This is a genomic window from Streptococcus sp. 2579, assembly GCF_013277195.1.
Lineage (GTDB): Bacteria > Bacillota > Bacilli > Lactobacillales > Streptococcaceae > Streptococcus.
This window is the reverse complement of record NZ_VMMM01000007.1, coordinates 94,963-119,750: the sequence shown is the minus strand read 5'-3', so window position 1 is coordinate 119,750 and position 24,788 is coordinate 94,963. Positions and strand designations below refer to the sequence as shown.

The following is a 24,788-nucleotide window of genomic DNA, read 5'->3' as shown; positions in this document are numbered from 1 at the left end:
TCTTAGAACCATTTTTTATGGATGAGATAGAGAGTGAGCGAGACACTCATAGCAAAGGCGATAAAGACGATTAACCAGAAGGCATTTGGCTCTCCGTTTAGGGGGATTTCATTATCCTTAAAGTTCATCCCGTAGGCAGAAAAGACCATGGTTGGGATGGACATAACGATGGTCACAAGGGCCAAGGTTTTCATGATGTTGTTCTGGTTGTTAGAAATGATAGAGGCGAAGGTCTCTGTCATAGAATGCAAGACGTTTCCATAAATATCTGCCATCTCGATGGCCTGTTGAGTTTCAATCAGGGTATCTTCAAGCAGGTCTTCGTCTTCAAGGTATTTCTTGATATTGCTGGTTGAGCTGGTCAATTTTTTAATCACACGCTCATTTGTTTTGAGGGAAGCCTTGAAATAGACGATGGTTTTTTCCAATTCCATGAGCTCAATCAATTCTTCATTACGAGTTGATTGATGCAGTTGACTTTCGATTTGTTCACTCTTGCGGTCAATCGAACGAAGGGCTGTTAGGTAAAGTTCTGCATTGCGATAGAGAATCTGGAAGATGAAACGCGAACGCATGAAGGTGTAGAAATTACGCAATCGACGGTTGATAAAGACATCGAGGACCGGTAATGGTTCCAAACACGTAGTGATAATGGTTTCCTCGGTGATGATAATACCAAGCGGGATGGTTACGTAGTAGGTGCGGTTATTTCTTTCTTCTGTGACCGGCACGTCAACGATAATCAGGGTGTACTCGTCTTCAATCGTAATACGAGACATTTCTTCCGCATCGAGCGGTGCTCGAAGGTCGGCAATATCAATATCGAAGGCGTTAGCGATTTCGAGTGATTCATTTTGAGTCGGATTGACGAGATTGATCCAAGTACCCGGTTCAAGCGTATCGATCTCTTTAAATTCAGTTGTTGTAGAGAGAAAAACTTGTTTCATATCCCTTATCCTTTCTCATTTTTCATATTTTTTCACACCGTACTATTATACTATAAAATCGGCCTTTTTCAAAATAAATCTAACAAAAATCCTGTTGCTATTGGATTTTTACTTTGTCTTGAAATGTTGATTTTAAAATTTGCTCCCCTTTTTGCTCCCCCTATAGTGCTTTTAGTGCAGTTTCGTAGAATGAGACTGCTTTTTTTGCGTTCTCTTTTGAGAGGTGGCTATATATATCCATGGTCATTGATAAAGTGGAATGACCTAGGCGGTACTGGAGTTCCTTGTATGGTATTCCAGAGTTAAGCAAGAGACTAGCGTGAGTGTGACGGAATCCGTGAAATCCAATGTTAGGAACATCAGCACGCTTAAAATGTGTTTGCAATCTTCTTTTAAGTCTTGAACTGCTAGGATACTCATGAATGAAATCAGAAAATACTACACTTTCACGTTGCCCTATCTTCCAGGCCTCTTTAGTTTGGCGTAGTTTGTACTGTTTTAGCATGCTAACAGTCGCTTGATCTATATCTATATCCCGATAACTAGTCTTAGATTTTGGGCTATTGATTTCTAAATCCCGATTTAGTGTTTTGGTAACATGTACCACGGCATTATCTAAATCTATATCAGACCAGGAAAGAGCTAAAGCTTCATTGATACGGCAACCAGTAGCCAATAGGAACTTATAGAGCGTTGTCTCATAGTAGTAACGATATCTATCGCTATCTAAATTATCGAGATAACCAAGAAACTTTTTTAGTTCTTGATTTTCAAAGTGTTTTACCTTTCGGCGCTTTGCTTTCTGAGTGTTGCGAGGTAAAACAACATCACGCGCAGGATTAGACGGTATAGCTTGCATGGTTACGCCATACTGTAAGATACGTTTATTTAAAGCGTGTATCTTGTCATAGTGTAGAAAAGCCCCCTTTTCCCCTCTATTAGTCTTGTCAGCAAGTTCGTTGATAATTGACTGGATAAGTGGAGTAGTGAGTTTATCGAGCTTGTAAGCCCCGAAAATGGGCAATATATGATTATCGATTAACTTTCTAACATTGCCTTGAGTGTTTGGCTTAACCGTATTCTTATAACTTTCTAACCAGAGATTGGCTAATTCTTGATAGTTTTTTATGGTGCTAGCCTTTTGTCTAGTAGATCCTGTTTTTTGAAAAGCTATTTTTTCTTGAGTAGCTTTCTGCTTAACTTCTTTTTGTGTCCGCCCCGTTACCTTAGTTTTAACTTTCTTTCCTGTTACCTGGTCAACTCCTAGATATACATTAGCACGATAGACTTTACTACCGTCTTTTTTTATAACTTCAGTTATTTTCATGATTTAAACCTTTCTAAAATACATCAGCAGGCAAGCTATTATCAAAAAGGTTTTAGATTGTGGTTTATATCATGCTAGGGCTTCACAGATTGCCCTGTATTCAATTTTAAATAGTCAGACGGTAAATAATACCAGAGTAGGAAACAAGGCGGATATGGGGCTATTTATCGGCTAGGCGTTTTAGATTGTCCAGAGCTTTTTGATTGTTTTTGTAAAGTACCTCTAACTGTTCTTTGGCGATTCTATTGAGTTCAGTTAGGCGGTTGCTTTGTGATAGCCCTTGTTTTATCATTTCAGCGTTAAGACTTTGTAAATTATTAAGAACTAATAACTGTTCAATAGTGGCATTATCTCGCTGATTGCCGTCTTTTTCTGGGAAAGCTTTCTTGTATTCTTTGGCAGTCATACCGAACAAGGCAACATTAACCAAGTCAGCTTCAGAGGAGTAAGCGTATGATATTTGAGACGGCTGGAGTGTTGGGACAATATTTTCTTTAATTGCATCAGTTTGTATTGTGTAATTGAGTTTTGAAATATAGCGGTTCACTTGCCAATCTAACTGATTTCTATAGGCCTCTTCTTGTTTAAGCCGTTGATAGTCTTGAATGATGTAGAGTTTGAACTCTGGGGAAATCCAAGAAGCAAACTCAAAGGCTATGTCTGAGTGGGCATATGTTCCACCGTAACGGCCAGCTTTTGAAGTGATACCGATGGCGTTCATTCTTTCTATCCATTGTTTAGAAGTCATTACAAGCCTACCAGGTTCATTTCTAACCGTATGGAATTCCATACGGTTAAAATTTGGGTTATTAATACTTTCCCAAGTTGCTAAAAAATCTATAGTAGCGTAACTACTAAGCCAGTTTGATATGACTATTCTAGGATCTTCGCTATTTTTATATTTAGCTATATCGGTCAAGCTGATATAATCAGTATTATTGGCTAGTAAAGTGATTTCTTTACCGTTTGCGTTGATTTTAACCATGGTAGTCCTTTCTAAAACATTGTAAGTGGTTGATATTTGTTGACATCAATAAAATTAGTAGATATGGGGCTTATATAGGCTTGAAGCACGAACGAACCACGAGAATCCACGCGCTTCAGGATTGTTGAACATTGTGGCGCGTGGGCATGCTATAGGTCGCATTTTAAATTCAAGAGTGGTATAATAATGTTGTAATCATCTTATCGGGAGCGTCCTCTATAGTGTATAGAGAGTTAGCACCATCTGGTTCAATTAGGTTGATTATATTAGTCTTGATTAAAGGTAAGGGTATTGACTTACCTTTTTTTGTTGCTATTCTTCAATTTCGCTCATTTTTGCGCTTTAGTCTGTAAAATTGGCTTTCTATTCTTCAATTTCCCCCGTTTTTGCACAATAGACCATGAAAAGATGGTTGATATTGGCAAATATGGGGGATTTTTATCTATATAGACTTACGACTTTGCTGATGGCGTGATATTAGTCATCGTTATATGATTTATCGAAGAAGATAGTGTATCCGTTATTTTCTAAGAAATCAACAGCTTTAGTAAAGTCTTCATCTGCCACTTTTTCAAATAATTTCTTTTTATTTCCACTGTTTAAATCAGCAGTTAAAAGCATATTGTAAAAATTTTCAATTTCTTCATCGTTTAAAACGATTATATTTGATTTTAAGAACTTAACAAAGTTTCTAAATTTTTTGTTGTTTTGCTTTTCTTTTTTTAATTCAGCTTGATACATTAATTCAGCGAGTAAGTCACCTTCTTCTGTAAAAGCAAAATTCATTGCCTCTGTACCGGACATTTTAGAAATTTTTTGGCCTAATTCTTTTATTAAGCTAGAGTCATCCTCATACCCCAGCAGATACCCAACGCTTACCCCGAAGTAGTCAGCTAGTTGCTGGGCTTTTTCTGGTTTAATTTGGCGTTCCTCGTTTTCCCATCGCAATACGGTGATTTTAGATACAGAAATTTCATCAGCTAATCCTTGTTGGGTTAGCCCTTTTTGTTTTCTCAGTTCTTTCAATCTATTCATAATTTATCACACCTTTCACAGATGATTATATCTGATTTTTATAAAAGTATCAAGAAATGATACAAAAAATTCTAAAAAACAGTTGACAATTAACCGAAATGGATATATAATAAAACGAAAGTTATCCAAATTGGATACCACTCCCTTCAACCTTTCACACTTTCAATCTATTCATGGAGGGGGATTTTTTTAGAAAGGAGCAAATCTATGAGCAAACTACGAGGCTATCGGGTTATGTTAGGACTAACTCAGCAACAAATGGCGGACAAGCTAAAAATTTCTTTGCAGTCGTACAACAACAAAGAATTAGGTAAAACGCCATTCAATGACAAAGAACGCCTAGCGATTAAGTCAATGGTTGCAGAAATCAAATCAGATATAACCATAGATGAACTATTTTATAGCTAGAAAGGAGCAAACCGATGGAACTAGTCTATATGGACGGTAAAAAAGAGCCGTATACTACGAGTGCAATCATAGCTGAATGCGCTGGAATAAAACACCACGCAATACAGGAACACATTAGAAAACAAATTGGACGACTGGAGCAATTTGGAAAGGTGTCATTTAAAATGCGACCTTTACAAAGTGGCCAGAATACCAAGGACTATATTTTGAATGAGCAACAAGCAACCTTGTTAGTTACATTCTTAAAGAATACCGAGCAAGTGGCCAACTTCAAAACCAACCTAGTCAAAGCATTCTTTGAAATGCGTGAGGAACTTTCTAAGTTTCGTATGCAGAGGGCGCTAGAAAAGCCAAAAAGAAAAACCTTGCATGACAGTATTGAGAATTGGGAACAAGCCCCAAAGTACCCGCATAGCACCATGAACAACCTGCTACTAAAAGCAGTAACCGACAGGAACGCTAAGCAGTTAAGGGAAGAACGTGGGGGCTATAATGGCATTGATAGCTTGACCAGTGACGAGCTGGAGCAATACCAAGCATTTGAGGATATGGTAATAGCCATGATTGGCTTGAATATGAGTTATCAGGAAATCAAAGCTATGGCATTCAGAAATAAAAAAACACGCCAAAGAAGCGCGTGATTGCAACAAAAAAGGCTTAGCAATAACCACACCGCAAAGCCTTTCACACTAACACTAAAACGAATTTAACAAAAAGCAGGCAAGCTATTATCAAAGAGGTTTTAGTAAAGATTTATACCTAGATTATAGCATATCTAGGGCATTTTGACCATACGGAGAGCGCTAATTCTTTAAACTGGACACCACTTCCAAGCGTTCGCCAACTTGGGGCAATCGCCCAGCGTTTGGAGTGGTGCCAATCCTGTATAAGAAACGACATTAAAGGCCAACGGAGGAAAATATGATAGCAGATAAATTAGAAGCTATTTCAACAAATTTAGAAGAAATACAAGAAAGTCTTGTAGGGGCTGAAACTGCATTAGCTAAAAGAGAAATCAGTAGGGTATTGAACGACTTGGATGATGTTTACAATGAACTAAACAGTACAGAATATCGTGAAAAACAGCAAACACTTAAGGAACAGAAGGAAAGGATGAAACAGAGAGTAGTTTCTGAGGTAATAGGAGAATTGGAGTGGGAAGAACGCTCATTTTATGGAAATTATTGGGGTAACACTGATTTTATAAAACTGGTTTCTAGATTTGATGGATTTCTTTTCTTAACCACTTATCTAGCAGAATTGACCAAAGAGAATGTTTATCCTATGGATCAAAGTCAATTATTAAATTATGTATGGGAACTTTTAGCAGTTGATATTGCCAAGAAAAAACGAGGTAAAAAAAATCTCTTGGACTTATGGACAAGTTCGATTGGGTACACCCGTGGAATGATGATTCATGAGGAGGGTTAAAATGACACTAGACCTAGACAACATGACACAGGCAGAATTTGATGAAGTAATGGCTGAGATTAAAGCGAAACGCCCAAACCTCTTCCAGTTTATTGCTGATTTTGTAGATAGAAAGGTAAGCACCGAAGAGGTGGACGAGTTCCTGAAGATGGAGCGAACTGATCAAGTGGACTATATCAAGAATTACAAAGCGAGGGCATAACATGAATGAATTAGATTTGACCAACACACAAGCGGTAATCTTTATGGTGGTATCGATTGGCATATTGCTTTATCTAAACCACCGAGACCGCAAAAAAAGCGCCCAATTTGAGCGAGAAAACCAACAGACGATAGAAACACCTAGCGAGGATTTAAACCCTGATTATGGGCGATATATCCAGCTTGCAGGGGTAAGAGTTTACGGAGGAACTGAATGAGTCTATCAGAGAATGACAAACGAGTATTAAGACTAATCAAGGTAGGGGCTGAGAACTCCATAACAGGGGCAGAAATCAGCCTGATCACTAAGCTGGCAGAAAGAACCGTGCAAGATATTATCAGCCGTCTGATCACGCGCTACGGTGTTCCTATCATCGGGGTACGTCATGGGACATTTAGAGGATATTTTATCCCTGCTAACAAAGAGGAGTTACTGGACGGAGCAAAAGCATTCTATAACCAAGTACAGGAAGAACAGAAACGCCTAACCGTCCTTTTAAATGCTGATTTAGAGAGCTACAAGCAACTACTGAAGGGAGCTGATGAATATGTTTAGTCTTAGTAAAGAGAGCGAATATGAGCTAACTCATGGCGTTCTGGAGCTTGTGGAGAATTACCTGGAGGCGCGTGATACAGTCAAACCACGTTTGACAGGGTTAATCTCAGCCCAGGAGGCTATGGACGAGTTAGATATAAAGTACAAGACACTCCAAAAGTGGGAAGATGCTGGGCTAAGACGATACCAGCCCCCACTAGAAGACACTAGGAAAATCTATTATAAAATATCTGACATCTGGAAGTTTATGGGGGTGGAAAATGGCTAGCTTTGAAAGATTCCCCGGACAGAGAAAATCTGTCCGGACTACCAACGGCTACACTTGGAAAAATAGACAATTAACGCTTGAGCAACGAAAAGAGTTACAACAATTAAAGAAACTGAAAAAGAAACGATTGAAAAACCAGAAAGGATAACCAATGACAGAAATTAAAAAACTAGGACAAGTTCCTGCCGAGACAATAGGGCCATCTGCTAGCATTTTGACAGGATTGTTGAGACGCGGGCAAGTATTGGGTATATCGGCGCCAAGAAGATCCTTAAAGACTAGCGTAGTTATTTCCCTAGCTCTATCTTTAGCCCAGGGGAGTAATTGGCTAGAGTGGAAGAGTAAAAGAGCTTTCAACGTCTTGTATATCAATACGAATCATAAAGAAAACGACTGTTTTAGTAAGTTCATGCAGATTGCCCAACTTTTAGAAGTTGAGCAAAAAGATCTTGACAATATTTCTATCTTAACTCTTCCAAAGTCAACGGCCTTAGAAGATTTAGCCAAAGTTGTAAAAGATAAAGTACCAAACAACGCTTTTCAAGTGGTTATTATTGATAGTATTGATAATTTGAAACTACTGCAGTTCGGGGGCTCCTTAGGGGATTATTTGCAACAGATTAACCAACACGTAGGCGGTGGCCTGATCTATACACAAAGTCATAGAGATAGACCGAAAGGGACTACGGAAAGTTCAGACTTTGCCCAGTGGTCAGAGTCCCTAGCTCATTGCGATAGCTTGTTAGAATTTTTCAAGATGGAATTAGATCCCGAATTGTTACGCCTAGAGAGATTAGAAGCTGTCTGGGATTTGGCCAAGAATGTAATAACTACGCACAATAAAAGATATTTTCAGCTAAATGTAACAAATGACTATATCAATTTCAAAAACAAGAGAGCAACAAGCGAGGATTTACGAAACCATATAGAGGTAGCGCTGGAACATTTACCTACTGAACAAACGCGAGAAATTCTACAAAATTTTGATAACATAGATTTGCCATTAAAAACACGAACTTATTGGAGACTTGAAGCGGTCACCTCGGAAGTTGATTATGACGGGGAGAAAAATTTTCTTTTCTACTATCCACAGTTGATAAACGATAAGGAGAAAATATTAGCTTACCACGAACCAGGAATACCATTACCAAAGGATATTAAAGAAAAGGTGTTGGCTAATGAAGAAATTAGAGAAAGAGCGACGAATAAATTAAAATCTATGATAGCAGACTTTGAACAGGTAAATAATAGATTACCAAGAAAATCAGAGCTTTCACGTTTCGCAAAAATTAGTAGACCTAGCTTAGATAAACTAATTGAGGAATCTGATAATAATGTGGTGGTTATAGATGGATTGATACAAGAAAACCCAACTTATTAACAATTCAAAATGTGTAAAGACTTGTAAATTTTACAATGTAAAGACTTGTAAAAAGTTGTAAAAAAAGTGTAAAAATTTTACAAGATTTTACACCTTTACAAACGTAAAATTTACAACTCTTTACAACTCGGTGTAAAAGATGTAAAATAGCGTTTTTTTACATTTGTAAACTAATAAATAATACCTTTAAACCATTGGTTTTATGGGGTTTGTTGGAATATGTAAAGACTTGTAAAGCGTTGTAAAATTTTACAATGTAAACAGGGACAAAATCAGGGACACGACTAGAATAGCCTAGCGTCAATTCTAGTTTGTCCAAGTGTCCGTGAATTGTGGAAGTAAGAACAGGTACAGGAACAGGGGCGATTGAGCTACGCCCCCTGTAACCCTGTAACCCTGTCCTTCAACACTTCCACGGTGCGCGGGTGTAACTTGTAAAGAAATGGAGTAGGTAACTAGTGGTAAAGAAGAGATTAAAAAAACGAGTTATCCAGGATAAGCACTTTTTAGCATTCAAGACAATGCCCTACATGGAAAATATTGGAGAAGTTATTAAGTGGACTGGTGATAACGAACCGATGAGGTATATTTTTGATAAAGCAAGAAAATATCTAGTGTTCGATAAGCTAACCTGTACATGGCAAGGTATGAACTTTGGAAATCCATCTAGGGAATTGCTGTCTAAAACTCCACGATTAAGGCATAGCACAAAAAGGATATACGAGAAGATGGAGGAAAGAAAGTTGGATCTTCTTTCACCACAAGATGGAGAATCTGCTTCTTATATTTCTGACTGGGAAACTTTTAAAAACAGTGAGCTTATTCAGACTTTGAAGCATGAAGACCAACTACTAAAACATTTTGTAATTATAGCCATACAACAGGGATATATTATCCACGATGAACGTAAAAAACTTGTGGGGATTGACTATCGGAGTATAAAAAAAGGAGGAAAAACAACATGAAAATTAAACTATTTTATCAGAAATACAAGTAAAGCCTAGAGGATTTTGAAAGCCGGGTAAATGGTTTTATGGCAGGCGTTGAAGTTATTGACGTGAAATATACAGAGGCAACAGTGGGGAATAGTGAGGATATGGATACACTAACCAGTATGATGGTTCTATACAAATAGCATGAGAGGCTAAACATGGAAATACAAGAAGGCTTTATTTATTTCAAAAGTTATGGTATAATAAAACTGTTAGAGGTTCCAAGGTTTGGGAGTATCACGCTTAAAATACAAGACGGCGAGATTGTCTCCAGCGTGGAATCTAAAACAACAATATTTAAAAAGAATACTGACTGAAAAAATCAGAGGTATAGCATAAAGTAGAGTAATCTATTTTGGCTATGCCTCTTTTGTTTTTGGAAAGATTGGAGGAAAAAGAAATGCCAACATTGCAAGAAGTCAAAAACCAGATGGACAAAGTACGGACTCAATTAGAGATTTTTGATCGCTTTGATGAGGAAATCAAGAAAACCGAAAAAGAAGTTGAGGCTATTAAATCTAAGAAAGCTGAGTTACAAACTTTTGAAGATTTTAAGGCAGTCAATTCTAAAGAGAAATATATTGCTGATATGAAAGCACAAAGAACAAAACTCGAAAAAGAACGAATTGACTCAATAGTGGCAGACGCTAGAAAAATTAATGCGAAAGGTTATTTAGAGACAGCATTAGAACAAGATGAAACAGTGAAACGCCAGCGTCAAGAAATCAAACAGAAATCTATTGAGCTTTTAGAGTTGATTGCAAATTATAACGAAAACTACAAAAACACTGCTAAGAGATTGGCTGATGAGGTAAGAGAAACAGGTATCGAAGAGTTATTTGACCGCCTGAATACATCTCCAGAATATAGTGGAGTAAGTAAGCCTTACATTTACAGTGGTGTAGCTGGTTATATGGGAAACCAGCACCGCTATTTAGATCCGAGTGATGATTTGGCGTATTTTGTGAATCGTATTAACTATTTTGAGGGAGAACAATAATGAAAGATGAACATAAACAACTGTTTCAAGAAATCGAAGAAGAGAAGAGACAAGCTGACTTACTGCAGGGGCTTGCCAAGAACGTAGAAAGTATTTCAAAATCTTACGAAGAGGAAGCTGTAACCCTTGAAGAGTTTAAGGCTATGGGCTACAAGCGTAGACATGAACTATATGAGAAAGATAAAGCCTTGTATGATAAGCTACTGGGCAAAGAAAGACGTGGTTTATTAGGTTTGTGATGTGGAGGGGAGCAATCCCCTTTTTTTACATAAATCAGACAGAATTACACACGAGGTAGGGGAATGGTTAGAAGTTTAAAAGCAAGACTAGAAAAGTTAGAAGAGTATGCTGGAAAGACGGAATATGCAACAACTGATGAATGTATATCTTTATATGTGGATTGTTTAAGATTTGCTTTTCAGCAAGATGAAATAAAGATAGATATGGATGATTTTATTAAAACACCATTTAAAGATATTAAGCTAGCAGACTATAAGAAATCAAAAAAACGTATGGATGAACTTAGGGAAATGACTGGGATAAGTGAGTTTCCAGAATTAGACCAATAAAGTGAGGTGACTAGTATTTGACAGAATTAAGCAGAAAAAAAGAAATATTTATGGCCAATTATCTCATGACTGGGAATGTAAAAAAGCTAGTGAATTAAGTGGAATAACCAGAAGGACGGCTTACAATTACTTGAACGATGTAACTTTTAAGAGGGTTTACCGTGAAAGACGTAGCGAACAACTCAAGGAGTCTACTACGCTGTTACAGAATGCGAGTGTTGAGGCTGTAACCGTATTGAGGGAAATTATGCTAGATGAGACAGTAAGCCCTTACGCTAGACAACAAAGCGCCCAGAGCATTCTAAACATGGCTTATAAGGCGGTTGAAATGGTTGAAGTAGTAGAGCAATTAGAAATATTAGAGGCGAAGATACTAGATGAAGGCGATTAAAAACCGTTTAAATAAGTTGAATAAGTTAGCGGTGGTTGATGAAGTTGATACCGTGTTTTTGACGCAGATTGATACTGGACATTTTGAGGTAAGATATAGGATAGGTGGAAAAAATCCCAAAGATATTATAGAAGTCTATCCGACAAAAGAAGAAGCAGAAAAAGCTATTTCAGAAATTAAAAATACAAAAGGATTGCGGATATTCTGGGACAATATAGGTTTTTGTAATGAATAGAGCTTATCAGTTATCAAGCAGATAAGAGCAATAAAAACCCTCCTTAACTCCCTGAGAAATGACAAGCAGATAAGCAAAGAAATAACTTGCCTTAATTGCTTGCAGAATGACAAGGAAATAAGAGAGATAAAAACATCCCTTAATTGCTTATCAAACCACAAGGAGATATGGGGGGCTATCTCCCTCCCCACGCGCTTCTATGAGCTTCACACCGTCACTGTACATTTTTTCTCACGGGAAAGCATTTGAAGCTAGAGCGAACATAGAGAAAACGCAAATATTACACCAAAAAGGAGAGTCAACTTGACCATTAAAGAAATAGAGGAACAACTAAAAAGAGTAAAGAAAGGGAACGACCTTATCCAGAGACTGCAACTAAAGTACCAAAGTTTAGACAATGGACTATTATCTGGATCCAATCAATTCACTACAAGGGTAAAAACTAGCAAAACCAATACTACTGAGGATAAGATACTTGAAATCTTGGAACAAAAAGATGAGATAGTGGAGCAAATGAGCGCCCTTATAGACGAGCGGATAGCAACAATGAAATTAATAGATCAGCTAGATGAAATTGAAGAATGTTTGGTATTGACAATGATATATGTGAATAACCTACCTATGGCTGAGGTTTGTAAGGAGTTAAATTTTAGCAAAGTACAAATTTACAGAATTAAGAAAAAAGCCATTGAGAACTTGGCCAAGGTTAAAAATGCCAATCGATAAAGAAGAGACAACAAAGCAGGCCTACAGATTTCTGAAAAGCTATCACTCACTGGTTAAATTGAGCCTATACGGTCAAGATGGAGCATTTGAAGCCAAAGCGCTGGAATTGGTGCGCGTGATTGAAGCCTTCAGGGACAATCTGGACGATGTAAGGCGTGATATATTCTCCAATCTCTTTACAAGGCGAACTGGAGAGAGGTTAAAGATATGGCAGTTATACGAGGCATTGGGCATTGATAAGGCTGAGTATGAAAGTCTCAAAGCTGAGATACTGCTAGACTTTGCTAAAAGCTATCGAGACGGTGTATTGTTGATTGAATATTAGGATAGGAAAGTTTATAATGAAGTCATAGCGTAAGAGAAAATACTTAAAATTTTATGTGAAGTGTTTAAATTTGAATTTGGAAGGATTGAATGATATGGTTAAAAAAGATATTTATGATTGGCCAGAAGCCGAAGACGACAATCTGGATGAATTGTTAAAAAAAGCCTATGAACGAAATAAAAACAAAACTGTTGAGGAGTTAGATGACGAATGGGATGAATTTGTCAGGAGTCTAAAACTAGAATCAATTTAATTAAGCACCTAGAGAAATCTAAGTGCTTTTTGATATGAGTTATTTTTGCCTTTTATATACTACGTGGTATAATGAACTTATCAGCAATAAAAAAGCACGTTTGACCGTGCTAGTTTCTTGCCTGCTGAACTCATCGATTGATTGCCCTTTTGTGGGGCTTTTTTGCTCCCCTTTTTGCGTACTTTGGGGGAGCAAGTAGTAAAAAGTAATGTTAGTATTTTTTGTTCAAAAGCGCGTGATATAAGGGTTAGGAAGCCCTAAGGAAACATAAAATAAGAAGTTTTTTATTATACTATAAATTCATCCTTTTGGGTAATAGAATCTCACTTTTTTTGGTATAATGGTAAGCAATAATGGACTAGAAAGAACAAAGATGCAAGATAAAATTGTCATTCATGGGGCGCGTGCCCATAATTTAAAAAATATTGATGTGGAGATTCCACGAGACAAGTTGGTTGTCGTGACCGGCTTGTCAGGTTCAGGGAAATCCAGTCTGGCCTTTGATACCCTCTATGCCGAGGGACAACGGCGCTATGTAGAGAGTTTGTCAGCCTATGCTCGTCAATTCTTGGGAAATATGGAGAAGCCTGATGTAGATGCCATTGATGGTCTGAGCCCAGCTATTTCCATCGACCAGAAAACGACTAGCAAAAACCCTCGCTCGACGGTGGGAACAACGACTGAAATCAACGACTATCTGCGTCTCCTCTACGCGCGTGTGGGGACGCCTTACTGTATCAACGGGCATGGAGCTATCAAGGCCTCTTCTGTGGAGCAAATTGTGGATAAGGTTTTGGAGTTACCTGAACGCCAGCGCCTGCAAATTTTAGCTCCTGTCATCCGCAAGAAAAAAGGTCAACATAAGAGTGTTATTGAGAAGGTTCAGAAAGACGGTTATGTCCGTGTCCGTGTGGATGGGGAAGTCTATGATGTGACCGAAGTGCCAGAGTTGTCTAAGAGCAAGCAACACAATATTGATGTCGTAGTTGACCGTATTGTCATCAAGGAGGGCATTCGTAGCCGTCTCTTTGATTCCATTGAGGCTGCCCTTCGTATCGCAGAAGGTTATGTCATTATCGACACTATGGACGACTCTGAGTTATTGTTCTCTGAGCACTATGCCTGTCCAGTTTGCGGTTTTACTGTCCCAGAGTTAGAGCCACGTCTCTTCTCCTTCAATGCTCCTTTTGGTTCTTGTAGTGAGTGTGACGGCTTGGGCATCAAGCTGGAGGTGGATACTGATTTGGTGGTGCCAGATGCCAGCAAAACGCTACGCGAGGGAGCCTTGGCTCCTTGGAATCCTATCTCATCCAACTACTATCCAAACATGCTAGAGCAGGCTATGACAGCCTTTGGAGTGGATATGGATAAGCCTTTTGAGGACTTGTCAGAAGAAGATAAGAACTTGATTTTCTATGGTTCAGATGGCAAGGAATTCCATTTCCACTATGAAAATGAATTTGGTGGCGTGCGCGATATTGACATTCCGTTTGAAGGAGTTGTCAATAATATCAAGCGTCGTTATCACGAGACAAACAGCGATTACACTCGCACCCAGATGCGCCTCTACATGAATGAGCTGACCTGCGGAACCTGTCACGGTTATCGTCTCAATGACCAGGCCTTGTCTGTCCGTGTGGGCGGCGAGCAAGGGCCACATATCGGAGAAATTTCAGACCTGTCTATCGCAGACCACTTGGAGTTGGTGAGTCAGTTAACCTTGTCTGAAAATGAAGCCATCATCGCCCGTCCCATTCTCAAGGAAATCAAGGACCGCTTGACCTTCCTGAATAACGTGGGTCTCAACTATCTGACCCTATCTCGTTCAGCAGGAACCCTTTCAGGTGGGGAAAGTCAGCGCATTCGCTTGGCGACCCAGATTGGTTCCAACTTATCAGGTGTCCTTTATATCCTGGATGAGCCGTCAATCGGTCTCCACCAGAGGGACAATGACCGCCTGATTGCCAGTCTGAAAAAGATGCGCGATTTAGGTAATACCCTCATCGTGGTGGAACATGACGAAGATACCATGCGTGAGGCGGATTATCTGATTGACGTTGGTCCCGGTGCCGGTGTTTTTGGTGGGGAGATTGTTGCGGCAGGAACCCCTAAGCAAGTGGCTCGCAACAGCAAGTCTATCACAGGTCAGTACTTGTCAGGCAAACGTGCCATTCCAGTGCCAGACGAGCGCCGTACCGGAAATGGTCGTTTTATCGAAGTGACAGGTGCGCGTGAGAACAACCTGCAAAATGTCACAGCTCGCTTTCCACTAGGAAAATTCATCGCGGTGACAGGTGTGTCAGGTTCAGGGAAATCGACCTTAATTAACAGCATCCTCAAAAAAGCCATTGCTCAAAAACTCAACCGCAATTCAGACAAACCTGGTAAGTTTAAAACGATTACAGGGATTGAGCATGTAGACCGCTTGATTGATATTGACCAAAGTCCTATCGGACGAACGCCGAGGTCTAACCCTGCTACCTATACAGGAGTTTTTGACGATATACGTGACCTTTTTGCCCAGACAAATGAAGCCAAGATTCGAGGCTACAAGAAGGGGCGTTTCAGTTTCAATGTCAAGGGTGGTCGCTGTGAAGCCTGCTCAGGTGACGGGATTATCAAGATTGAGATGCACTTCTTGCCAGATGTTTATGTGGCTTGTGAAGTTTGCCACGGGACCCGTTACAACAGTGAAACCCTAGAAGTTCACTATAAGGAAAAGAATATCTCGCAAGTCTTGGATATGACCGTCAACGATGCGGTGGAGTTCTTCCAACACATTCCAAAGATTCAACGTAAACTTCAGACCATCAAGGATGTGGGACTGGGCTATGTGACGCTAGGTCAACCAGCTACCACCCTTTCTGGGGGAGAAGCTCAGCGTATGAAGTTGGCTAGCGAACTTCACAAACGATCGACAGGAAAATCTTTCTACATTCTGGATGAGCCGACGACAGGACTCCATACAGAGGATATCGCTCGCTTGCTTAAAGTCTTGGCTCGCTTTGTTGACGATGGCAATACAGTCCTCGTCATTGAGCACAATCTGGATGTTATCAAGACGGCAGACCATATTATTGACTTGGGACCTGAGGGCGGTGTCGGTGGTGGAACCATCATCGCAACAGGAACTCCAGAAGAAGTAGCGGCCAACGAAGCAAGCTACACAGGACACTATTTGAAAGGAAAGTTACATCATGAATAAACGCGTACAAGCATTTCTAGCTAAAATGCAAGAAAAAGAACTAGATGGTATCATCATCAACAATCTTAAAAACGTCTACTACTTGACTGGTTTTTGGGGGTCAAACGGAACAGTCTTTATCAGCCGTGATCGTCAGGTCTTGGTGACAGACTCTCGCTATATCATTGCGGCCAAGCAAGAAACCAGTGGTTTTGAGATTGTGGCTGACCGTGATGAATTGGCTGTCATTGCGGGTATTGTTAAGGACATGGGCTTGTCTCGAATCGGTTTTGAGGACGAGATTTCAGTCTCTTATTATCACCGTATGCAGGCAGCTTTTGCAGGTTTGGACTTGCTTCCACAGACTCAGTTTGTTGAAGGTCTTCGAATGATTAAGGATGAAGCGGAGATTGCAGCTATTCGCAAGGCTTGTTCTATCTCAGACCAAGCTTTCCGCGATGCGCTTGACTTTATTAAGCCAGGAAAGACTGAAATTGAGATTGCCAACTTCCTTGACTTCCGCATGCGTGAGTTGGGAGCATCTGGCTTGTCTTTTGACACTATCCTAGCCAGCGGTATCAACTCTTCTAAACCCCATGCCCATCCCATGCACAAACCAGTGGAATTGGGAGAAGCCATTACCATGGATTTCGGCTGCCTATATGACCACTATGTCAGTGATATGACACGAACTATCTACTTGGGGCATGTTAGCGACGAGCAGGCAGAGATTTACAATACGGTTTTGAAAGCCAACCAAGCCTTGATTGACCAGGCTAAGGCTGGCTTAGGTTTCCGTGACTTTGACAAAATTCCTCGTGATATTATCATCGAGGCAGGCTATGGCGACTACTTTACCCACGGTATTGGACACGGTATTGGACTGGATATCCATGAAGAGCCTTACTTTAGCCAAACTTCTACAGAAACTATTAAGGCAGGTATGGCATTGACAGATGAGCCAGGTATCTATATCGAAGGCAAATATGGCGTTCGTATCGAGGATGATATTCTGATTACAGAGACAGGTTGTGAATTATTGACCCTTGCTCCAAAAGAGTTGATAGTTATTTAAGAGTTAAACAACTCAAATGATTGACTTTTAAATTTTAAAGGTTTATACTGAAAGACGAAAACGGTAGGTGAGGCTACCATAGGGATACGGATGACTACCGCAAAGCAGTGGAGACACTACTCGTTGGTCAACAGTCCTGGTCGCGAAGGCCAAGACTAAGCTCATTACATTGCCCTATGGAGTTAAAGCTTGAACGAAAAACAGATAATTAGTTTTTTAATCCTGCCATTTTATGGTGGGATTTTCTACTGTTTAAATCAAAGAAAGGAGATAAACGATGCAAATTGACGATCATCCGGAACCGCACATACACAGCCAATCGCTGATTTGTGTCGTTCTGTCCTTATAAAGTGATTGGTCTCTGTGTATGAAACACATCATTCATACAGATAGGAGAAACCAATGAAAACTACAAAAGAAAGATTAGCAACAGCTATTCATACATCTTTAAACGAAACTCTATCTTTTTATAAGACAAGTCTAACAGGCTTGACTGAGGAGCAGGTGGAGAAAAATCGTGACCTATATGGCGAAAATACCATCACAAAGGGTCAAGAAGACAGTATCCTCAAAAAGATTTACGAATCCATTATCAATCCTTTTACGATTATCTTACTGGTCATCGCCGTGATTTCCTTGGTGACCAATGTCTGGTTGGCAAAACCAGGTCAAGAGGATCCGACGACTTCTATTATCATCGTTGTCCTAGTCCTCATTTCTGGTGGCATACGCTTTGTCCAAGAACTCCGTAGTGATAAGGCTGCGACCAATCTATCAAAAATGATTGTCAACACAGCGACTGTCATTCGTCAAGGAGAAATTCAAGAAGTACCTATCGATGATTTGGTAGTGGGTGACGTGGTTAAATTAAGCGCTGGAGACATGATTCCAGCAGATCTTCTTTTATTTGAGTCGCGCGATTTCTTTGTACAACAGTCGGGCTTGACAGGTGAAAGTGAATCGGTTGAAAAATTGGCCTTGACCAAGGCAACAGTTCAACAATCTGATAGTCTGCTAGAAGCAGAAGCGCTCTCCTTTATGGGAACCAATGTCTTGTCTGGTAGTGCCAAGGCCGTGGTTTTAGCAGTTGGTGATGATACCATGATGGGGGCCATTGAGCAGACTTTGAACACCTATGATGAGCCTACTTCGTTTGAACGGGAGATGAATAGTATTTCGTGGCTCTTGATTCGTTTGATGCTGGTCATGGTGCCTATCGTTTTCTTGTCCAATGGTTTAACAGATGGAGATTGGTTAGAAGCTGGCGTATTTGCTTTGAGTGTTGGTGTTGGATTGACACCTGAGATGCTTCCTATGATTATCACGGCCAGTCTAGCAAAGGGCTCCATCATTATGGCCAAGGAAAAAGTGGTTATCAAGAAACTCAATGCCATACAGGACTTAGGGGCGATTGATATTTTGTGTACAGATAAGACAGGAACTCTAACCCAAGACGAAATTGTCCTTGAATATCCCTTGGACATCCACGGACGCTTGGATTTGACCGTCTTGAGACGAGCTTATCTCAATTCTTATTTTCAAACGGGCTTGAAAAATTTGATGGACAGAGCCATCATCAAACGGACTGAAAAGGAAGCCAAAGAACACACCCTCTTACAAAATCTGGATCAAACTTTTCAAAAAATAGATGAGCTTCCCTTTGATTTTGAACGTAGACGGATGAGTGTTATCGTTAAGGATGAACACGAAGTTGTTAGTTTGGTAACCAAGGGTGCCCTAGAGGAAATGTTGACGATTTCCAGTTATGCGGAATACCAAGGAGTGATTACTCCCTTGACAGATGTTATTAGAGAAGAAATTTTAGCAGAAGTCAGACAACTAAATCAACAAGGTTTGCGTGTCTTGGGAGTGGCCTATAAGTCAGGTTTGAGGGAAGGCCATGCCTATACAGTTGATGATGAAGGGGAGATGATTCTAACTGGTTATTTAGCCTTCCTAGATCCTCCTAAACCATCTGCAGCACCAGCAATTAAGGCTCTATTAGAACATGGAGTTCAAACAAAAATTTTGACGGGAGACAACGAAAAAGTTACCCAAGCAGTCTGTGAAAAGGTTGGTTTGGATATCAATCAGATGCTGTTAGGATCTGAAATCGATCAGATGAGTGATCAAGAATTGGCTCAAGCCGTGGAGGAGGTAACCGTCTTTGCCAAGCTTTCACCTGACCAAAAAGCAAGGATTATTTTGCAATTTAAGGCTAATGGTCATGCTGTAGGCTATATGGGAGATGGGATCAATGATGCTCCTTCTATGAAAGTTGCAGATGTGGGAATTTCTGTTGATACAGCAGTAGATATTGCCAAAGAAACAGCTGATGTTATCCTACTTGATAAGGATCTCATGGTGCTTGAAAAAGGACTTGTTGAAGGGCGTAAGGTCTATGCCAATATGACCAAATATATCAAAATGACAGTGAGTTCTAATTTTGGAAATATCTTATCCCTATTGGTCTCTGGAATCTTTTTGCCATTTTTACCAATGGCACCAGTCCATTTGATTATCCTAAATCTAGTCTATGATTTGTCTTGTATTGCCTTGCCTTTTGACAAGGTGGATAAAGATTTTTTGAGAAATCCGCATACCTGGGAAGCTAAGTCCATCACACGTTTCATGATTTGGATGGGGCCTATATCTTCTGCCTTTGATATTTTGACCTTTATTTTGCTCTATTTTATCATTGTACCCATGACGACAGGTCAAGCTTATGTTCATGGGGCAGAGTCTGCCGTAGGATTTATTGTCTTGTTTCAGACAGGTTGGTTTATCGAGTCCATGTGGTCACAGACCATGGTTATTCATATGCTGCGTTCAGCTAAAATTCCCTTTTTACAAAGTCGTCCGGCTTGGCTAGTCCTTGTGACAACCTTATTGGCTGCAGCCTTTGTGACCTTCCTTCCCTACAGTCCACTCGCAATCCTACTTCATCTAACTCCTTTAAAACCGATTTATTTCATCTTTTTACTTTTCATCATTATTTTGTATATGATTAGCGTGACAATTGTGAAAAAAATTTATATCAAGAAATATCAAGAATGGCTGTAAATTTTATTTTGTCAAGAAAAAAGTACGAAAATGACGAAAAAAGTCAAAAAAATTTAAAAATAGGTCGCAAGTCGGATGTTTTTTATGGTATAATAGACTAAACTGATAGTAACATGTAGCGAAAGGGGTAGGTACATGATTAAAATTTATACAGTCTCAAGTTGTACTAGCTGTAAAAAAGCAAAAACCTGGCTCAATGCCCACCAGTTAAGTTATAAAGAACAAAACCTTGGTAAAGAAGGAATTACGAGAGAAGAATTACTGGATATTCTAACCAAAACAGATAACGGAATAGCCAGCATCGTTTCGTCTAAAAATCGCTATGCCAAAGCCCTTGGAGTGGATATTGAAGATTTGAGTGTCAATGAAGTCCTTAATCTGATTATGGAAACACCGAGAATTTTAAAGAGCCCAATCCTTGTGGATGAAAAACGCCTGCAAGTTGGCTATAAGGAAGACGATATTCGTGCCTTCCTACCACGCTCTGTCCGTAATGTAGAAAATGCAGAAGCACGTTTGCGTGCAGCTCTATAAACATCAAGGCTGGGAGCAATTCCCAGTCTTATTCTATTTTAATTTCAAAAAGAAAGAAGAAAGAAATGAAAAAAATAGTTCTTGTTAGTCTAGCTTTCCTTTTTGTCCTGGTTGGTTGCGGACAGAAAAAGGAAACTGGACCAGCTACAAAAACAGAAAAGGATACGCTTCAGTCGGCATTGCCAGTTATTGAGAATGCTGAGAAGAATACAGTTGTGACCAAGACTTTGGTCTTGCCCAAGTCAGATGATGGTAGCCAGCAGACACAAACCATTACTTACAAAGACAAGACTTTTTTGAGCTTAACGATTCAACAAAAACGTCCAGTCTCAGATGAGTTGAAGACCTATATTGACCAACATGGAGTGGAAGAAACTCAAAAAGCTCTTCTTGAGGCGGAGGAGAAGGATGAGTCCATCATAGAAGCTCGTAAATTGGCAGGATTTAAGCTTGAAACCAAATTATTGAGTGCAACAGAACTTCAAACAACAACTAGTTTTGATTTTCAAGTTCTGGATGTCAAGAAGGCTTCTCAGTTAGAATATTTGAAGAATATTGGCTTAGAAAATCTCTTGAAGAATGAACCAAGCAAATATATTTCAGACAGATTGGCAAATGGCGCGACAGAACAATAGAAAATCCAAATAAATAGACTGCCTGAATTGTAGAACGTAAGGAATTATGCTATAATGGTACTATTCTAAGGAAAGAGGGTGTTAGAATGGGATTTACTGAAGAAACAGTACGTTTTAAATTGGACGATTCCAATAAAAAAGAAATTAGCGAAACTTTGACTGATGTCTATGCTTCGTTGAACGATAAGGGCTACAACCCAATCAACCAAATCGTAGGTTACGTATTGAGTGGAGACCCTGCCTACGTTCCTCGTTATAATAATGCACGAAATCAAATCCGTAAGTATGAGCGTGATGAAATCGTTGAGGAATTGGTCCGCTACTACCTTAAAGGACAAGGAGTCGATCTGTAACCTATGAGAATTATGGGATTGGACGTCGGTTCAAAAACGGTAGGGGTGGCGATTAGCGATCCGCTCGGTTTTACGGCTCAAGGACTTGAAATCATCCAAATCAATGAGGAGCAAGGCCAATTTGGTTTTGACCGCGTTAAGGAGTTGGTTGATACTTATAAGGTGGAACGATTTGTAGTGGGCTTGCCTAAAAACATGAACAATACAAGCGGACCGCGCGTAGAAGCTAGTCAAGCATACGGAGCAAAGCTAGAAGAGCTTTTTGGTTTACCAGTAGACTATCAAGATGAACGCTTGACAACAGTGGCCGCTGAGCGTATGTTGATTGAACAAGCAGATATCAGTCGCAATAAGCGCAAGAAAGTCATTGATAAGTTAGCAGCTCAGCTGATTTTACAAAATTATTTAGATAGAAAATTTTAATATAATATAAAGGAGAGGCTATGTCACACGATCATAACCACGACCACGAAGAACGTGAACTAATTACACTAGTAGATGAGCAAGGAAATGAAACCTTGTTTGAAATCCTTTTGACGATTGATGGAAAAGAAGAATTTGGTAAAAACTATGTTCTTCTAGTACCAGTTAACGCAGAAGAAGACGAAGACGGACAAGTTGAAATCCAAGCTTACTCATTCATCGAAAACGAAGATGGAACAGAAGGCGAATTGCAACCAATCCCAGAAGACTCAGAAGACGAATGGAACATGATTGAAGAAGTCTTCAACAGCTTTATGGAGGAGTAAAAACATCCAGTGGACGTGTTTAGCCCTGCGCTAGAAAATAGAAACGCAGGCATATCCAGTGAACATTTTTACCCCAGTTCCTTAAAATAAGAGAGAACTGGTAAGTCCGGGGGACGTTTTTAGCCTGACGCTAAAAATAAAGACCGTAAGTAAGTCTGGGAGACTGTATCAGCCTAGCTCCTTGAAATAAGAGAGCTGGTGAATCTGGGTGGCGTTTTTAGCCCACGTTAATATCCATAGTTGCTAGTGATTAGCTAACCAGGTAAGAGGTCGGGATGAAAATCCTGACCTCATTTTTTGTTATCTACGGAATTTTGCTAGATAATTGATTAGACTTTTGTCAAGGAGATGTATATGTTTGAAGTAGAAGAATGGCTCCATAGTCGGATTGGTTTGAATTTTCGATCAGGTTTGGGCCGAATGCAACAAGCGGTGGATTTGTTGGGGAATCCCGAGAAGTCTTATCCTATTATCCACGTCACTGGGACTAATGGGAAAGGTTCTACCATTGCTTTTATGAGGGAGTTATTTATGGGGCATGGCAAAAAAGTTGCGACCTTTACCTCCCCTCATATCGTCTCTATTAATGATCGAATCTGCATTAATGGACAACCTATAGCAGACGCAGACTTTATCCGTTTAGCTGAGCAGGTCAAGGAGATGGAAAAAACGCTTCTGCAAACCCATGATCAGTTGTCCTTTTTTGAATTGCTGACCTTGATTGCTTTTCTCTACTTTAGGGAGCAAGCGGTGGATTTGGTTTTACTAGAAGTGGGAATTGGTGGTTTACTAGACACGACTAATGTGGTAACTGGAGAGCTTGCTGTCATTACTTCCATTGGACTTGACCATCAGGAGACTCTGGGTGACAGTGTAGCAGCAATTGCAGAGCAGAAAGCAGGTATTTTTAAGGCTGGTAAAAAGGCAGTGATTGCGAAATTGCCTCCAGAAGCTAGGCTTGTCTGTCAGAAAAAAGCCGAATCTTTAGCTGTTGACCTTTATCAGGCAAGCCAAGATTTTTCAATGCTGAATGGGGATTTTTCAAGTTCTTTACTAAATATTTCGCAGTTGAAAATAGGCTTAGAAGGAGCTTATCAGCAGGAAAATGCAGCCTTGGCGTTGCAAACTTTTCTTCTTTTTATGGGAGAAAGAAAGGAATCTGTTGATGAGCAGGTTGTAAGAAAGGCTTTGGAGAAGACCCATTGGGCTGGCCGTTTGGAGCGTATTTGTCCTCAGATTTACTTGGACGGTGCTCATAACCTTCCTGCCTTGACTCGCCTGGTGGAGTTTATCAAAGAAAAAGAGCAGGAAGGCTATCGTCCTCAAATCCTATTTGGAGCCTTGAAACGTAAGGATTATCAAGGGATGTTGGCTTATCTGACTGAGAATTTGCCTCAGGTGGAACTCAAGGTGACTGGTTTTGACTATCAGGGAGCTTTGGACGAAAGGGATGTGACAGGTTACGATATAGTTTCTTCTTACCGAGAATTTATCAGCAGTTTTGAAGAAAGAGCAGATACGCAGGACTTGTTATTCATTACAGGGTCTCTCTATTTTATCTCAGAAGTACGGGGCTACCTACTGGGGCATGAGCAGATGAATTGAACTCCTTTTTTGAACTTGTTATACTAGGGGAATTGCTGGTTAGAGAAAATTTCTCTAAATTGGTAGCAGAAAGGAAATCCATCATGAAATTAAAAAGATTCACACTTTCTCTTGCTTCTCTAGCAAGTCTTAGTCTCTTAGTAGCTTGTTCACAAAGAGCTCAACAGATTCAACAACCAGCAGCTCAAGCGCAAACACAACAAACTCAGCAATCACAACCTGCTGCTTCATCGTCTACAGAAAATACAAACTAGGTAGCAACAAGTTCTTCACAAAATGCGCCCGAGGCTCAACCGACCGATATTGATGGAACTTATACTGGTCAGGATGAAGGAGGCCGTATCACTTTGGTAGTGACTGGTACAACTGGTACATGGACTGAGTTCGAATCTGACGGGAATCAGAAAGTCAAACAGCTCACATTTGATGCAGCAAATCAACGCATGATTATTGGCGATGATGTCAAAATTTACACTGTAAACGGTAATCAAATCGTCGTAGATGATATGGATAGAGACCCATCGGACCAAATCGTTTTAGCTAAATAAGACTATGCAAGT

At 39.8% G+C, this 24,788-nt stretch carries 31 protein-coding genes, 1 pseudogene and 1 riboswitch; of the genes and pseudogenes, 28 read left to right on the top strand and 4 right to left on the bottom strand.

Annotation, left to right across the window (positions count from 1 at the left end):
* Window positions 1–2: 2 nt before the first annotated feature.
* The 4 genes from HT725_RS04605 to HT725_RS10215 form a co-directional block, all read right to left on the bottom strand.
* Complete coding sequence (locus HT725_RS04605) at window positions 3–947, bottom strand: magnesium transporter CorA family protein (RefSeq protein ID WP_000815623.1); 945 nt, start codon at window positions 945–947, stop codon at window positions 3–5.
* Window positions 948–1,107: 160 nt separating this feature from the next.
* Complete coding sequence (locus HT725_RS04600) at window positions 1,108–2,274, bottom strand: site-specific integrase (RefSeq protein WP_173219200.1); 1,167 nt, start codon at window positions 2,272–2,274, stop codon at window positions 1,108–1,110.
* A 160-nt stretch (window positions 2,275–2,434) separates the two neighbouring features.
* Complete coding sequence (locus tag HT725_RS04595; protein ID WP_078748291.1) at window positions 2,435–3,259, bottom strand: KilA-N domain-containing protein; 825 nt, start codon at window positions 3,257–3,259, stop codon at window positions 2,435–2,437.
* A gap of 477 nt (window positions 3,260–3,736) precedes the next feature.
* Window positions 3,737–4,294: a helix-turn-helix domain-containing protein gene (locus HT725_RS10215; protein WP_240147153.1), complete on the bottom strand. Its 558-nt coding sequence runs from the start codon at window positions 4,292–4,294 to the stop codon at window positions 3,737–3,739.
* Between the two features lie 207 nt (window positions 4,295–4,501).
* Between HT725_RS10215 and HT725_RS04585 the strand changes: the two genes are divergently transcribed.
* From HT725_RS04585 to HT725_RS04445, 28 genes and pseudogenes are all read left to right on the top strand, one after another.
* Window positions 4,502–4,702, top strand: coding sequence for a helix-turn-helix domain-containing protein (locus HT725_RS04585; protein ID WP_000040966.1), 201 nt, complete (start codon window positions 4,502–4,504; stop codon window positions 4,700–4,702).
* Between the two features lie 14 nt (window positions 4,703–4,716).
* The gene (locus tag HT725_RS04580; RefSeq protein ID WP_173219203.1) at window positions 4,717–5,343 is read left to right on the top strand and encodes a Rha family transcriptional regulator; all 627 of its coding nucleotides are present in this window, start codon (window positions 4,717–4,719) and stop codon (window positions 5,341–5,343) included.
* 280 nt (window positions 5,344–5,623) lie between these two features.
* Complete coding sequence (locus HT725_RS04575) at window positions 5,624–6,133, top strand: hypothetical protein (protein ID WP_173219205.1); 510 nt, start codon at window positions 5,624–5,626, stop codon at window positions 6,131–6,133.
* A 1-nt stretch (window position 6,134) separates the two neighbouring features.
* Complete coding sequence (locus tag HT725_RS04570; RefSeq protein WP_173219208.1) at window positions 6,135–6,335, top strand: hypothetical protein; 201 nt, start codon at window positions 6,135–6,137, stop codon at window positions 6,333–6,335.
* A 1-nt stretch (window position 6,336) separates the two neighbouring features.
* On the top strand, window positions 6,337–6,552 hold the full coding sequence (locus HT725_RS04565; protein ID WP_173219211.1) for a hypothetical protein: 216 nt from the start codon (window positions 6,337–6,339) through the stop codon (window positions 6,550–6,552).
* Window positions 6,549–6,890 (top strand): DNA-binding protein, encoded by a 342-nt coding sequence (locus HT725_RS04560; protein ID WP_173219213.1) that lies wholly within the window; start codon window positions 6,549–6,551, stop codon window positions 6,888–6,890. The genes HT725_RS04565 and HT725_RS04560 overlap by 4 nt, the downstream gene beginning before the upstream one ends.
* Complete coding sequence (locus HT725_RS04555; protein WP_173219216.1) at window positions 6,883–7,158, top strand: XRE family transcriptional regulator; 276 nt, start codon at window positions 6,883–6,885, stop codon at window positions 7,156–7,158. The genes HT725_RS04560 and HT725_RS04555 overlap by 8 nt, the downstream gene beginning before the upstream one ends.
* Window positions 7,151–7,306 carry a hypothetical protein gene (locus HT725_RS04550; protein ID WP_173219219.1) on the top strand — a complete coding sequence of 52 codons (156 nt, stop codon included), beginning with the start codon at window positions 7,151–7,153 and terminating at the stop codon, window positions 7,304–7,306. Before HT725_RS04555 ends, HT725_RS04550 begins: the two co-directional genes overlap by 8 nt.
* A 3-nt stretch (window positions 7,307–7,309) precedes the next feature.
* Window positions 7,310–8,539: an AAA family ATPase gene (locus tag HT725_RS04545; protein ID WP_173219222.1), complete on the top strand. Its 1,230-nt coding sequence runs from the start codon at window positions 7,310–7,312 to the stop codon at window positions 8,537–8,539.
* A gap of 458 nt (window positions 8,540–8,997) precedes the next feature.
* Entirely contained in the window at window positions 8,998–9,504 is a 507-nt protein-coding gene (locus tag HT725_RS04540) for a hypothetical protein (protein WP_173219225.1), read from the top strand.
* 427 nt (window positions 9,505–9,931) lie between these two features.
* Window positions 9,932–10,531, top strand: coding sequence for a hypothetical protein (locus HT725_RS04530; RefSeq protein WP_240147154.1), 600 nt, complete (start codon window positions 9,932–9,934; stop codon window positions 10,529–10,531).
* Window positions 10,531–10,770, top strand: coding sequence for a hypothetical protein (locus HT725_RS04525; protein WP_023935898.1), 240 nt, complete (start codon window positions 10,531–10,533; stop codon window positions 10,768–10,770). Before HT725_RS04530 ends, HT725_RS04525 begins: the two co-directional genes overlap by 1 nt.
* A gap of 63 nt (window positions 10,771–10,833) precedes the next feature.
* On the top strand, window positions 10,834–11,100 hold the full coding sequence (locus HT725_RS04520; RefSeq protein ID WP_023935896.1) for a hypothetical protein: 267 nt from the start codon (window positions 10,834–10,836) through the stop codon (window positions 11,098–11,100).
* A 130-nt stretch (window positions 11,101–11,230) separates the two neighbouring features.
* Complete coding sequence (locus HT725_RS04515) at window positions 11,231–11,491, top strand: replication protein (RefSeq protein WP_240147155.1); 261 nt, start codon at window positions 11,231–11,233, stop codon at window positions 11,489–11,491.
* Window positions 11,478–11,726, top strand: coding sequence for a hypothetical protein (locus tag HT725_RS04510; RefSeq protein ID WP_173219231.1), 249 nt, complete (start codon window positions 11,478–11,480; stop codon window positions 11,724–11,726). The genes HT725_RS04515 and HT725_RS04510 overlap by 14 nt, the downstream gene beginning before the upstream one ends.
* A gap of 303 nt (window positions 11,727–12,029) precedes the next feature.
* Complete coding sequence (locus HT725_RS04505; RefSeq protein ID WP_173219234.1) at window positions 12,030–12,452, top strand: DUF1492 domain-containing protein; 423 nt, start codon at window positions 12,030–12,032, stop codon at window positions 12,450–12,452.
* Window positions 12,439–12,777 (top strand): hypothetical protein, encoded by a 339-nt coding sequence (locus tag HT725_RS04500; RefSeq protein WP_173219237.1) that lies wholly within the window; start codon window positions 12,439–12,441, stop codon window positions 12,775–12,777. Before HT725_RS04505 ends, HT725_RS04500 begins: the two co-directional genes overlap by 14 nt.
* A 94-nt stretch (window positions 12,778–12,871) precedes the next feature.
* On the top strand, window positions 12,872–13,030 hold the full coding sequence (locus HT725_RS04495; protein WP_173219240.1) for a hypothetical protein: 159 nt from the start codon (window positions 12,872–12,874) through the stop codon (window positions 13,028–13,030).
* Between the two features lie 373 nt (window positions 13,031–13,403).
* Complete coding sequence (gene uvrA / locus HT725_RS04490) at window positions 13,404–16,235, top strand: excinuclease ABC subunit UvrA (RefSeq protein ID WP_173219243.1); 2,832 nt, start codon at window positions 13,404–13,406, stop codon at window positions 16,233–16,235.
* Window positions 16,228–17,289, top strand: coding sequence for a Xaa-Pro peptidase family protein (locus tag HT725_RS04485; protein WP_049493919.1), 1,062 nt, complete (start codon window positions 16,228–16,230; stop codon window positions 17,287–17,289). The genes uvrA and HT725_RS04485 overlap by 8 nt, the downstream gene beginning before the upstream one ends.
* Window positions 17,290–17,346: 57 nt before the next feature.
* A riboswitch (M-box (ykoK) riboswitch) is annotated at window positions 17,347–17,497 on the top strand.
* A 194-nt stretch (window positions 17,498–17,691) separates the two neighbouring features.
* Window positions 17,692–20,352 (top strand): magnesium-translocating P-type ATPase, encoded by a 2,661-nt coding sequence (mgtA, locus tag HT725_RS04480; RefSeq protein ID WP_173253146.1) that lies wholly within the window; start codon window positions 17,692–17,694, stop codon window positions 20,350–20,352.
* A 135-nt stretch (window positions 20,353–20,487) separates the two neighbouring features.
* A complete protein-coding gene (gene spx / locus HT725_RS04475; RefSeq protein ID WP_000591165.1) occupies window positions 20,488–20,886 on the top strand; it encodes a transcriptional regulator Spx in 399 nt (132 codons plus the stop codon).
* 65 nt (window positions 20,887–20,951) lie between these two features.
* Window positions 20,952–21,521 (top strand): SP0191 family lipoprotein, encoded by a 570-nt coding sequence (locus tag HT725_RS04470; RefSeq protein ID WP_004269739.1) that lies wholly within the window; start codon window positions 20,952–20,954, stop codon window positions 21,519–21,521.
* Between the two features lie 86 nt (window positions 21,522–21,607).
* The gene (locus HT725_RS04465; RefSeq protein WP_000507059.1) at window positions 21,608–21,874 is read left to right on the top strand and encodes an IreB family regulatory phosphoprotein; all 267 of its coding nucleotides are present in this window, start codon (window positions 21,608–21,610) and stop codon (window positions 21,872–21,874) included.
* A gap of 3 nt (window positions 21,875–21,877) precedes the next feature.
* Window positions 21,878–22,297 carry a Holliday junction resolvase RuvX gene (ruvX, locus tag HT725_RS04460; RefSeq protein WP_004239076.1) on the top strand — a complete coding sequence of 140 codons (420 nt, stop codon included), beginning with the start codon at window positions 21,878–21,880 and terminating at the stop codon, window positions 22,295–22,297.
* A gap of 20 nt (window positions 22,298–22,317) precedes the next feature.
* Window positions 22,318–22,623 carry a DUF1292 domain-containing protein gene (locus HT725_RS04455; RefSeq protein ID WP_000017620.1) on the top strand — a complete coding sequence of 102 codons (306 nt, stop codon included), beginning with the start codon at window positions 22,318–22,320 and terminating at the stop codon, window positions 22,621–22,623.
* Between the two features lie 354 nt (window positions 22,624–22,977).
* The gene (locus tag HT725_RS04450) at window positions 22,978–24,228 is read left to right on the top strand and encodes a folylpolyglutamate synthase/dihydrofolate synthase family protein (RefSeq protein ID WP_173253145.1); all 1,251 of its coding nucleotides are present in this window, start codon (window positions 22,978–22,980) and stop codon (window positions 24,226–24,228) included.
* A gap of 83 nt (window positions 24,229–24,311) precedes the next feature.
* Window positions 24,312–24,776, top strand: a pseudogene (locus HT725_RS04445) (SP_0198 family lipoprotein).
* Window positions 24,777–24,788: the final 12 nt, after the last annotated feature.

Excerpts from the sequence above, each read along its gene's own strand:
- HT725_RS04545 (WP_173219222.1), top strand. The coding sequence starts at position 7,310 with ATGACAGAAATTAAAAAACTAGGACAAGTTCCTGCCGAGACAATAGGG.
- ruvX (WP_004239076.1), top strand. The coding sequence starts at position 21,878 with ATGAGAATTATGGGATTGGACGTCGGTTCAAAAACGGTAGGGGTGGCG.
- HT725_RS04530 (WP_240147154.1), top strand. The coding sequence starts at position 9,932 with ATGCCAACATTGCAAGAAGTCAAAAACCAGATGGACAAAGTACGGACT.
- HT725_RS04495 (WP_173219240.1), top strand. The coding sequence starts at position 12,872 with ATGGTTAAAAAAGATATTTATGATTGGCCAGAAGCCGAAGACGACAAT.
- HT725_RS04585 (WP_000040966.1), top strand. The coding sequence starts at position 4,502 with ATGAGCAAACTACGAGGCTATCGGGTTATGTTAGGACTAACTCAGCAA.
- HT725_RS04555 (WP_173219216.1), top strand. The coding sequence starts at position 6,883 with ATGTTTAGTCTTAGTAAAGAGAGCGAATATGAGCTAACTCATGGCGTT.
- HT725_RS04605 (WP_000815623.1), bottom strand. The coding sequence starts at position 947 with ATGAAACAAGTTTTTCTCTCTACAACAACTGAATTTAAAGAGATCGAT.
- HT725_RS04560 (WP_173219213.1), top strand. The coding sequence starts at position 6,549 with ATGAGTCTATCAGAGAATGACAAACGAGTATTAAGACTAATCAAGGTA.
- HT725_RS04500 (WP_173219237.1), top strand. The coding sequence starts at position 12,439 with ATGCCAATCGATAAAGAAGAGACAACAAAGCAGGCCTACAGATTTCTG.
- HT725_RS04470 (WP_004269739.1), top strand. The coding sequence starts at position 20,952 with ATGAAAAAAATAGTTCTTGTTAGTCTAGCTTTCCTTTTTGTCCTGGTT.
- HT725_RS04600 (WP_173219200.1), bottom strand. The coding sequence starts at position 2,274 with ATGAAAATAACTGAAGTTATAAAAAAAGACGGTAGTAAAGTCTATCGT.
- HT725_RS04565 (WP_173219211.1), top strand. The coding sequence starts at position 6,337 with ATGAATGAATTAGATTTGACCAACACACAAGCGGTAATCTTTATGGTG.
- uvrA (WP_173219243.1), top strand. The coding sequence starts at position 13,404 with ATGCAAGATAAAATTGTCATTCATGGGGCGCGTGCCCATAATTTAAAA.
- HT725_RS04570 (WP_173219208.1), top strand. The coding sequence starts at position 6,135 with ATGACACTAGACCTAGACAACATGACACAGGCAGAATTTGATGAAGTA.
- HT725_RS04580 (WP_173219203.1), top strand. The coding sequence starts at position 4,717 with ATGGAACTAGTCTATATGGACGGTAAAAAAGAGCCGTATACTACGAGT.
- HT725_RS04485 (WP_049493919.1), top strand. The coding sequence starts at position 16,228 with ATGAATAAACGCGTACAAGCATTTCTAGCTAAAATGCAAGAAAAAGAA.
- HT725_RS10215 (WP_240147153.1), bottom strand. The coding sequence starts at position 4,294 with ATGAATAGATTGAAAGAACTGAGAAAACAAAAAGGGCTAACCCAACAA.
- HT725_RS04525 (WP_023935898.1), top strand. The coding sequence starts at position 10,531 with ATGAAAGATGAACATAAACAACTGTTTCAAGAAATCGAAGAAGAGAAG.
- HT725_RS04455 (WP_000017620.1), top strand. The coding sequence starts at position 22,318 with ATGTCACACGATCATAACCACGACCACGAAGAACGTGAACTAATTACA.
- HT725_RS04595 (WP_078748291.1), bottom strand. The coding sequence starts at position 3,259 with ATGGTTAAAATCAACGCAAACGGTAAAGAAATCACTTTACTAGCCAAT.
- HT725_RS04575 (WP_173219205.1), top strand. The coding sequence starts at position 5,624 with ATGATAGCAGATAAATTAGAAGCTATTTCAACAAATTTAGAAGAAATA.
- HT725_RS04465 (WP_000507059.1), top strand. The coding sequence starts at position 21,608 with ATGGGATTTACTGAAGAAACAGTACGTTTTAAATTGGACGATTCCAAT.
- HT725_RS04550 (WP_173219219.1), top strand. The coding sequence starts at position 7,151 with ATGGCTAGCTTTGAAAGATTCCCCGGACAGAGAAAATCTGTCCGGACT.
- HT725_RS04450 (WP_173253145.1), top strand. The coding sequence starts at position 22,978 with ATGTTTGAAGTAGAAGAATGGCTCCATAGTCGGATTGGTTTGAATTTT.
- HT725_RS04520 (WP_023935896.1), top strand. The coding sequence starts at position 10,834 with ATGGTTAGAAGTTTAAAAGCAAGACTAGAAAAGTTAGAAGAGTATGCT.
- HT725_RS04510 (WP_173219231.1), top strand. The coding sequence starts at position 11,478 with ATGAAGGCGATTAAAAACCGTTTAAATAAGTTGAATAAGTTAGCGGTG.
- mgtA (WP_173253146.1), top strand. The coding sequence starts at position 17,692 with ATGAAAACTACAAAAGAAAGATTAGCAACAGCTATTCATACATCTTTA.
- spx (WP_000591165.1), top strand. The coding sequence starts at position 20,488 with ATGATTAAAATTTATACAGTCTCAAGTTGTACTAGCTGTAAAAAAGCA.